The 8,615-nt window shown below is 71.9% G+C and carries 10 protein-coding genes; 6 read left to right on the top strand and 4 right to left on the bottom strand.

Annotation, left to right across the window (positions count from 1 at the left end):
• Window positions 1–106: 106 nt before the first annotated feature.
• Entirely contained in the window at window positions 107–970 is an 864-nt protein-coding gene (locus AB0K14_RS39270) for a GNAT family N-acetyltransferase (RefSeq protein ID WP_360461608.1), read from the top strand.
• Here AB0K14_RS39270 and AB0K14_RS39265 read toward each other — a convergent pair.
• Genes AB0K14_RS39265 through AB0K14_RS39250 form a run of 4 tightly spaced genes read right to left on the bottom strand, consistent with a single transcriptional unit; the run spans window position 951 to window position 2,847 of the window.
• Entirely contained in the window at window positions 951–1,157 is a 207-nt protein-coding gene (locus AB0K14_RS39265; RefSeq protein ID WP_360461611.1) for a helix-turn-helix transcriptional regulator, read from the bottom strand. The two genes, AB0K14_RS39270 and AB0K14_RS39265, sit on opposite strands and share 20 nt — an antisense overlap.
• The gene (locus AB0K14_RS39260) at window positions 1,154–1,753 is read right to left on the bottom strand and encodes a hypothetical protein (protein WP_360461613.1); all 600 of its coding nucleotides are present in this window, start codon (window positions 1,751–1,753) and stop codon (window positions 1,154–1,156) included. Before AB0K14_RS39260 ends, AB0K14_RS39265 begins: the two co-directional genes overlap by 4 nt.
• Entirely contained in the window at window positions 1,750–2,325 is a 576-nt protein-coding gene (locus AB0K14_RS39255; RefSeq protein ID WP_360461616.1) for a hypothetical protein, read from the bottom strand. Before AB0K14_RS39255 ends, AB0K14_RS39260 begins: the two co-directional genes overlap by 4 nt.
• A 57-nt stretch (window positions 2,326–2,382) precedes the next feature.
• A complete protein-coding gene (locus AB0K14_RS39250) occupies window positions 2,383–2,847 on the bottom strand; it encodes an Lrp/AsnC family transcriptional regulator (RefSeq protein ID WP_360461619.1) in 465 nt (154 codons plus the stop codon).
• A gap of 80 nt (window positions 2,848–2,927) precedes the next feature.
• Here AB0K14_RS39250 and AB0K14_RS39245 point away from each other — a divergent pair, with 80 nt between their 5' ends.
• From AB0K14_RS39245 to AB0K14_RS39225, 5 genes are all read left to right on the top strand, one after another.
• Window positions 2,928–3,446, top strand: coding sequence for a rhodanese-like domain-containing protein (locus AB0K14_RS39245; protein ID WP_360461622.1), 519 nt, complete (start codon window positions 2,928–2,930; stop codon window positions 3,444–3,446).
• 15 nt (window positions 3,447–3,461) lie between these two features.
• Complete coding sequence (locus AB0K14_RS39240; protein WP_360461625.1) at window positions 3,462–4,187, top strand: type 1 glutamine amidotransferase; 726 nt, start codon at window positions 3,462–3,464, stop codon at window positions 4,185–4,187.
• An 83-nt stretch (window positions 4,188–4,270) separates the two neighbouring features.
• Window positions 4,271–5,404, top strand: a complete 1,134-nt coding sequence (locus AB0K14_RS39235) for an inorganic phosphate transporter (RefSeq protein WP_360461627.1) — start codon at window positions 4,271–4,273, stop codon at window positions 5,402–5,404.
• A complete protein-coding gene (locus AB0K14_RS39230; protein WP_360461630.1) occupies window positions 5,401–5,625 on the top strand; it encodes a hypothetical protein in 225 nt (74 codons plus the stop codon). The genes AB0K14_RS39235 and AB0K14_RS39230 overlap by 4 nt, the downstream gene beginning before the upstream one ends.
• 40 nt (window positions 5,626–5,665) lie before the next feature.
• Window positions 5,666–8,608, top strand: coding sequence for a bifunctional [glutamine synthetase] adenylyltransferase/[glutamine synthetase]-adenylyl-L-tyrosine phosphorylase (locus AB0K14_RS39225; RefSeq protein ID WP_360461633.1), 2,943 nt, complete (start codon window positions 5,666–5,668; stop codon window positions 8,606–8,608).
• Window positions 8,609–8,615: the final 7 nt, after the last annotated feature.

Here is an 8,615-nt window from a genome sequence, read left to right as displayed (position 1 = left end):
CTCGTGAGGGTGTGGGAGAGTAGGACGCCGCCGAACAATTCTTCAGCCTTCAGGGGCATCCGTGGATACGGGTGCCCCTGAAGGCTTTTTGCGTTACGGTCGTTTCGTGGTCGAGGTGACGAGACATGACGACTTAGCCGAGTTCTGGGCGCTGACGGGCGACTTCTACAACGCCGACCCCGTCTTCCACACCATCCCGATCGCGGCGGTCGACCGTTGGCTGCACCACCCCGACCCGGACGACGAGCCGCCGTTGCTGGTCACTGTTTCCGAGGACGGTGTCCTGGTCGCCGCGGCCCTGCGCACCCCGCCGTGGCCCTTGACGCTCAGCGGTGTCGGACCGCGGTGGGTGGAGGCCGTCGCGGACGCGTTGGCGGGTGAGGTGGAACTCCCCGGCGTCAACGGTCCTCGCGAGTCGGTCGAGCCGTTCGTCATCGCGTGGGCCGCCCGCACGGGGTGCAACGCCCGGGAGCACATGGCGCTGCGCCTGTACCAGCTCGGTGACCTGATCCCACCCGACGTCCCCGGCGCCGCGCGACTGGCGACGGAGGACGACATCCCGTTGCTGAGCCGCTGGCGCTTGGACTTCAGCGTCGAAGCGACCTCGCAGGTCCACGACGAGGGCAGCGCCGAACGCGCGGAGCGGATGACGCGCGTCAGCCTGGCCGCCGGGAACGGCCACCTGGTCTGGCACCACGGTGACATGCCGGTGGCATGGGCGGCGGCGAACGCCCCGGCGTCCGGCATGTCGCGCATCGGCCCGGTCTACACCCCGCCGGAGCACCGCAGGCACGGTTACGGCGCGGCGGTCACCGCGGCCTGCGCCTCGTGGGCGCAGCAGAACGGCGCCGAGCACGTCGTGCTCTACACCGACCTCGCCAACCCGACGTCGAACTCGATCTACCAGCGGATCGGGTTCCGGCCGGTGGTCGACTCGGCGGAGTTCGTGTTCACCCCGGCCGGTGGCTGAGCAGGTCACCCGGCTGGCAGTCCAACGCGTCGCACAGGGCGGTGAGCGTGCTGAACCGGATGGCCCTGGCCCGCCCGTTCTTGAGAACCGACAGGTTGACCACGGTCACGCCCACGCGGTCCGCCAGCTCGGTCAACGTCATCCCGCGCTCGGCCAGCAGCCGATCGAGGTGCACCTGGATGGTCACACGGTTCCTTCGAGGTCCTCACGCATCGCCGCACTCGTCCGCATGATCTTCGCAAGGGACAGCATGCCCAGCCCGGTGGCCACCGCCCACCACGGGACGTCCCACTCGCTCGTCAGTAACGAGAGGTCGGCGTCCGGCAGGACGTGCGACAGCAGCCGGACCTGGGCGGCGGCTTCGCCGAGGGTCGCGACAGGCACGGCGACGAGCGTGAACCACCCGAGGCGGCGCAACCGGTCCGCGGTCACGACCGTGTGGACGCCCTCGACGGCGCCGCGTTCGAGCAGGCGCATGAGCAGGAAGAGCAGGGAGGCGTAGCTGATCATCGGCAGCACCAGGTCGGCCAGGCCGAGCACCCGGTCCCAGCCGCCGGGCCGGTTGACGCAGACCCGCAACGACTCCGCACTGAAGTGGGCGACGTCGCCGCGCAGCTTCGTGCCCATCAGCTCGGTGCCCAGCTCCGAGGTGAAGCACAGGGACGTCCCGTAGGAGGCGAACGCGACCAGCAGCACCGCGACCGCCGACACGACGGTCGTCGCCGACCACATGAGTCGGATGAACCCGGTGAACGGCTGCAACGGGTTGCGGAGCGCGCTCACACGGTTCCTTCGAGGTCGGCGCGCATCTCCGCACTCGTCCACATGATCTTCGCCAGCGACAGCAGCGCGAGGCCGGTGATGACCGCCCACCAGGGTGCTTCCCAGTCACCTATGAAGGACAGGAAGCCCGCGTCGAAGGTGACGGCGGCGTGCACGAGCGTCGTCCGTGCGACCGACTCGACCATCGCCGCCGCGGGCAGCACCCACAGCAGGTAGTGCCCGAGCCGGTGCACGCCGGTCGCCGTGCCGACCGTGTGGATGCCGTGGCGCGCGGCGTCACGCAGCAGCTTCAACAACAGAAGCAACGCCGCGATCTGGGCGAGCGGTGTGGTGCCTTCGGCCAGGAAGCTCAGCGCGTGCTGCCACGGTGCCGGGTCGTCGACGCACAACGTGACCCGGTCGACCTGGTCGACCCGCACGCCGGCGGCCAGGTCGACGCCCTCGGTGTCGTGCGGCCAGTACTTCGCGGTGAAGCAGACCGGGTCGAACAGCCCGACGGTCAGTCGCACCGCGGTGGCGAGCCCGAACGCGCCCAGACCCACCGCCAACGCCGCGCCGACCACGCCGGTCAACGGCTCTAACGGATTCCCCCTCGACATGACATGGCCCCCGCATATCGTTTATCGATGTTATCGAGAAACGATACCGCCGAGGACTTCCCGTGTCACGGGCCGGTTGCGCGCGTGGGAGGAGAACACCAGCGAGGTGGTGGTGTCGCCGTACCGCTGGGCCTGCTCCACGAACTCCTCCAGCTCGACCATCGACCGGCACACCACGCGCAGCAACCAGCAGTCGTCGCCGGTCACGTGGTCGGCGTCGCGCACCTGCGCCATGGTCACCACCCGTTCCCGGAACCGGGGCGTGTCCAGGCTGCGCACCCGGACCCGCACGATCGCCTCGATCGGCAACCCGAGCCGCTGCGGGTCGACCACCGCGACGTACCCGGTGACGATCCCGGCCTGCTCCAGCCGTCGCACGCGCTCGGTGGTGGCGGGTGCGGACAGGGAGACGCGCTTGGCCAGCTCGGTGAACGTCATCCGACCGTCGCGCTGGAGCAGGTCCAACAACTTCCAATCCAGATCGTCCAGTTCCACCGTGGAATCGTAAGCCGGACCCCGGCAACGCCTGGAGTTCTCCATGGGGGAAGAACACGCTGGTCAGCAACGATCTACCCATGACCAACACGCTCCGCTTCCCCGCCGCCGAGCCTGCTGCTGCCGCCGCGTTCTTCGCCGCGGAGCTGGCCTTCGAAGCCGACCCGGACGACGTGGTCCGCGACCTGGAGGCAGGCACGACCGAGGGCTTCCGGTTGGTCGAGACGCGCAGCCCCGAGGCGTTCGCCCGTCTGCGCATCCCGGGCGCGGTCAACCTCCCGCACTGGGACGTGGACGAGACGACGACCGCCGGCTGGGACCGCGACCTCGTCTACGTCTGCTACTGCGAGAGCTTCGAGTGCAACGCCGCCACCAAGGGCGCGCTCAAGCTGTCGCGGCTCGGGTTCAAGGTGAAGCGGCTCGCCGGCGGCATCACGACCTGGCACGCGTCGGGCTACCCGGTGGAGGGCGACGCGGTGGAGGGCGACGCGGTGGAGGGCGACGCGGTGGAGGGCGACGCGGTGGAGGGCGACGCGGTCGGGGGTGGTGCGGTCGCGGGTGGCGGCGCCGGCCTGCACCGCATCTCGTGTGACTGCTGAACTACCCTCGGCCGGGTGACGCGCATTCTCGTGCTGCAACCCGGCCACGACGACCCGCCCGGCCGCCTCGGCGAGTGGATGACCGCCGCCGGGGCGGTGCTGGACCTGGTCAAGCCCTACGAGCAGCCGGTGCCGGACTCGCTCGACGGCTACCAGGGCGTGGTGTGCCTGGGCGGCGCGATGGGCCCGCTGGACGACGCGGAGCACCCGTGGCTGGCCGACGTGCGCAAGCTGCTGTCGCACGCGGTGGCCAAGAGGGTGCCCCTGCTGGCGATCTGCCTCGGCGCCCAGCTGCTGGCCGCGGCGACCGGCGGGCAGGTGCGGCGCAACCCGAAGGGCCCCGAGATCGGGATGGGCCTGGTGGCCAAGCGGGACGCGGCGAGCGGTGACCCGCTGTTCGGCGAGCTGCCGTGGACGCCGGACGTGCTCCAGTTCCACCACGACGAGGTGGCGCTGCTGCCGCCGACCGCGTTGCTGCTCGCGTCCTCCCCGAAGTGCGCCAACCAGGCGTTCCGCGTCGGTGACCGCGCCTACGGCGTGCAGTTCCACATCGAGACCACCCCGGAGGTGGTTCTCCAGTGGGCCGCCGGGTACCCCGACGGTGTGGCCGGTGTGCTCGACCCGGATCGGCTCGCCCGGGGGCACGAGGACATCCGGGAGGTGTGGCAGCCGTTCGCCGAACGATTCGTGCGCCTCGCGTCGGGTGAGCTGACGATCCACCGGAGCCTGCCGTTGGTGTGACGAACCTCCGCTGATGCGAGTGTTCATCGAGCGGACCGGTAGCGTTCACCTACGACTGTGTCGGTTCAGCCGGAGGAATCAGCGTGGATGCCTCGCTCCTCGTCATCATCGTGGTCATCACGGCGTTGGTCTTCGACTTCACCAACGGCTTCCACGACACCGCGAACTCGATGGCGACCTCCATCGCCACCGGCGCGCTGCGGCCGCGCACGGCCGTCGCGTTCTCCGCGGTGTTGAACCTCGTGGGGGCGTTGCTGTCGGTCGAGGTCGCCAAGACCATCTCCGGCGGCATCGTGGACGACGCCCGGATCACGCCCGCGATCGTCTTCGGCGGGTTGATCGGCGCGATCATGTGGAACCTCGTGACCTGGTACGTCGGCCTGCCGTCGAGCTCGTCGCACGCCCTGTTCGGCGGTCTCATCGGCGCGACCTGGATCGCGGCGGGCGCGGACGCGGTGCACTTCGCGAAGGTCGTGGACAAGGTCGTGGCGCCCGCGATCGCCGCGCCGCTGGTGGCGGGCATCGTGGCGATGCTGGCCACCTACCTGACCTACCGGCTGACGAAACGCGCGCGCAAGTCCGTGACGGACCGGGGTTTCAAGGCGGGCCAGATCGCGTCGGCCGCGCTGATGTCGTTGGCGCACGGCACGAACGACGCGCAGAAGACGATGGGCATCATCACCCTCACCCTCATCACCGCCGGGACGCTCGCGCCCGGCGCGGAACCACCGCTGTGGGTGATCCTGAGCGCGGCGATCGCGATCGCGCTGGGCACCTACCTGGGCGGTTGGCGGATCACCAAGACCCTGGGCTCGGGCCTGACCACGATCGAGGCGCCGCAGGGCTTCGCCGCTCAGACCAGCGCGGCGACCGTGATCATGGCGTCGTCGCACCTGGGGTTCGCGCTGTCCACCACGCACGTCGCGTCCGGCGGCATCATGGGCTCGGGCCTGGGGCGCCAGCTCGACGGCGTGCGGTGGGGCGTGGCGGGTCGGATGGCGGCGGCGTGGGGGCTCACGCTGCCGGCGGCGGGGCTGGTCGGCGCCCTCGCGGGCAAGATCGCGTCGCTGGGCACGGCCGGCGTGGTGGCCGTGGCGGTGGTCGGCATCGGGGTGTCGCTGGTGATCTGGCTGCTGTCGCGCCGTGAGCCGGTGCGGCCCGAGCACGTGGTGGACGAGATCGCGGCGCAGGCCGAGACGCACAAGGTGGCGGTGTGAAGATCGACTGGGCGGCGTTGGGCGCCGTGTTCGGGGTGAGCCTCGCGGTGGTCCTGGGGCTGGTGCTGCTGTTCTCCGGCGGGCTGCGCGCGTGGTCGGCGCGCGAGGCGGCGCAGGAGCGGCAGGCGTCGGCGGCGTTGCCGACGGTCGCGGCCGTGGCCTGCCTGCTGGCGTGCGTGACCGTAGTGTTGTTCGGCATCTACTTGATCGTGGCGGGCTGAACCCCGCTCCCGCCCCACGGGCCGACTACGGTGTTCGACGATGACCGATCCAGCTCGCCTCCCCACGTCCCCCGCGCGGTTCGGCCTCACCGAGTCGCACAGCGGTGAGCACCTGCGTGCCGCCGGCTGGTGGGAGGGACGCCGGCCGAGCGAGGGCAACGAGCCGGTGCTGGTGGCGTTGTCCCGCAGCCCGGACCCGGACCTGGCGCTGCGCGGGATCGACCGGCTGCGCGTCGCGCTCGGCGACCGGTGGCCCGAGCTGGACCAGGCGTTGCGGGACGGCGAGGCGTTGCGCGGGCGGCTGCTGGCGGTGCTCGGCTCGTCCACCGCGCTGTCGGACTTCCTGATCGCCAACCCGGACCGCTGGCACGGCCTGGTCGACGCCGAGCCGGTGGACGCCGGGTCGTTCGCGCCGGCGCTGGTCGCCGCGGTCGACGGGCTGACCGGCCCGGACGCGGTGCGGGCGTTGCGGCTGGAGTACCGGGCGCTGCTGTGCCGGGTCGCCGCCGCGGACCTGGCGCACGTGGTCGAGCCCGAGCAGCGGTACGTGAACTACGACGACGTGGCCAGCCTGCTGTCGGACCTGGCGGTGGCCGCGTTGCGGGCCGCGCTGGACGTCGCCGCGCGGCAGGTGCCCCGGTCGGACGAGTGCAGGCTCGCGGTGATCGCGATGGGCAAGTGCGGCGCGCGGGAGCTCAACTACGTCAGCGACGTGGACGTGGTGTTCGTCGGCGAGGGCGACCTGGCGGTGGCGACCCGGTTGGCGAGCGCGGTGATGCAGGTCGCGGGCCAGGCGTGCTTCGAGGTGGACGCGGCGCTGCGGCCGGAGGGGAAGGCGGGCGCGCTGGTGCGCACGCTGGACGGCCACGCCACCTACTACCAGCGGTGGGCGCGGACGTGGGAGTTCCAGGCGCTGCTCAAGGCCCGGCCGGTCGCCGGTGACGAGGAGCTGGGGCAGCGGTACATGGACGTGGTGCGCCCCCTGGTGTGGACGGCCGCGGAACGGGAGAACTTCGTGCCCGACGTGCAGGCCATGCGCCGCCGCGTCGAGGACCACGTGCCCGCGGGGCTGACCGACCGGGAGCTCAAGCTGGGCCGTGGTGGGCTGCGGGACGTCGAGTTCGCCGTGCAGCTGCTGCAACTCTTGCACGGGCGCGGTGACGAGGAGCTGCGCAACTCCACGACGACCCAGGCGTTGGCCGCGTTGGGGCGCGGCGGGTACGTGGGCCGCACGGACGCCGCCGACTTCGGCCGCGCCTACCGGTTCCTGCGCACGCTGGAGCACCGGTTGCAGTTGCAGCGGATGTTGCGCACCCACCTGTTCCCGGCCGACGACGACGTGGCGGCGCTGCGGTGGCTGGCGCGCGCGTCGGGGTTGCAGGGCGAGGGCGGGCTGTCGGAGAGCCAGGTGCTGCTCGCCGAGTTCCGCAAGCGCGCGAACCAGGTGCGCAGGCTGCACGAGAAGCTGTTCTACCGGCCGCTGCTCCAGGCCGTCGCGAACGTGCCCACCGAGGCGCTGCGGTTGACCACGTCGCAGGCGGCGGCGCGGTTGGCGGCGTTGGGGTACGCCGCACCGGACGGCGCGTTGAAGCACATCGAGGCGCTGACCAGGGGGGTGTCGCGGCGGGCGCGGATACAGACCGCGTTGCTGCCGGTGCTGCTGGACCTGTTCGCCACCACCCCGGACCCGGATCGCGGGCTCCTGGCGTACCGGAAGGTGTCCGAGGCGTTGGCCGAGACGCCCTGGTACCTGCGGCTGCTGCGGGACGAGGGCACGGTCGTCGACCGGTTGGCCGCGTTGCTGGGCACGTCGAAGCTCGTGCCCGACCTGCTGGTGCGCGCGCCGGAGGTGCTGCCGCTGCTGGCCGACACCGAGGCGCTGGTCGGCCGCGACCCGATGGCCATCGGCAACCCGCTGCGCAGCGCCGTGTCCCGGTACAGCGACCTGGACCGCGCGGTCACCGCCGCCCGGTCGCTGCGCCGCCAGGAGCTGCTGCGGGTGGCGTCGGCGGACCTGCTGGGGCTGGTGCCGCTGCGCACGGTGTGCGTGTCGCTGTCCGAGGTGTGGGTGGCGGTGTTGCAGGCTGCGTTGGACGCGGTGGTGCGGTCGGCCGGTGAGCGGCAGGCGTCGATCGCGGTCATCGGCATGGGTCGGCTCGGCGGGCGTGAGCTGGGGTACGGCTCGGACGCCGACGTGATGTTCGTGTGCGAGCCCGCCGAGGGCGTGAGCGACCCGGACGCGGCCCGGTACGCGTCGTCGGTGGTGGAGCAGGTGCGGCGGCTGCTCAGCGCGCCCAGCCAGGACCCGCCGTTGCAGGTGGACACCGACCTGCGGCCGGAGGGCAGGCAGGGGCCGCTGGTGCGCACGCTCGACTCCTACCGGGCGTACTACGCGCAGTGGGCCGAGCTCTGGGAGGCGCAGGCGCTGCTGCGGGCCCGGGTCATCGCGGGTGACGCGGAGCTGGGCAGGCGGTTCATCGAGATGACCGACCCGGTCCGGTACCCGGCGCGCGGGTTGGACGCCGGCGCGGTGCGGGAGATCCGGCGCATCAAGGCCCGCGTCGAAGCCGAACGGCTGCCGCGCGGCGCCGACCCGTCCACCCACACCAAGCTCGGTCGCGGTGGGCTCGCCGACGTGGAGTGGACCGTGCAGCTGCTGCAGTTGCAGCACGCGTTCGAGGTGCCGGGCCTGCGCACGCCCTCGACCGTGCGCGGGCTGCGTGCCGCCACCGAGGCCGGGCTGGTGTCGTCGGACGACTCGTCGGCGCTGATGGACTCGTGGGTGATGGCGACCAAGGCGCGCAACGCCGTCGTGCTGGTGAAGGGCAAGGCCGGTGACCAGCTGCCCACGGCCGGGCGCGACCTGGCCGCGGTGGCGTCGGCGATGGGGCACGCGGGCGACCCCGGCGGGTTCCTGGACTCCTACCGGCGCACGACGCGTCGCGCGCGGGCCGTGATCGAGCGCATCTTCTACGGTTCCTGAACACTGG

Origin of the sequence: Actinosynnema sp. NPDC050801, assembly GCF_040673975.1 — a bacterium.
Lineage (GTDB): Bacteria > Actinomycetota > Actinomycetes > Mycobacteriales > Pseudonocardiaceae > Actinosynnema.
The sequence above is the reverse complement of the archived record's forward strand: the minus strand, read 5'-3'. Positions and strand labels throughout refer to the sequence as shown.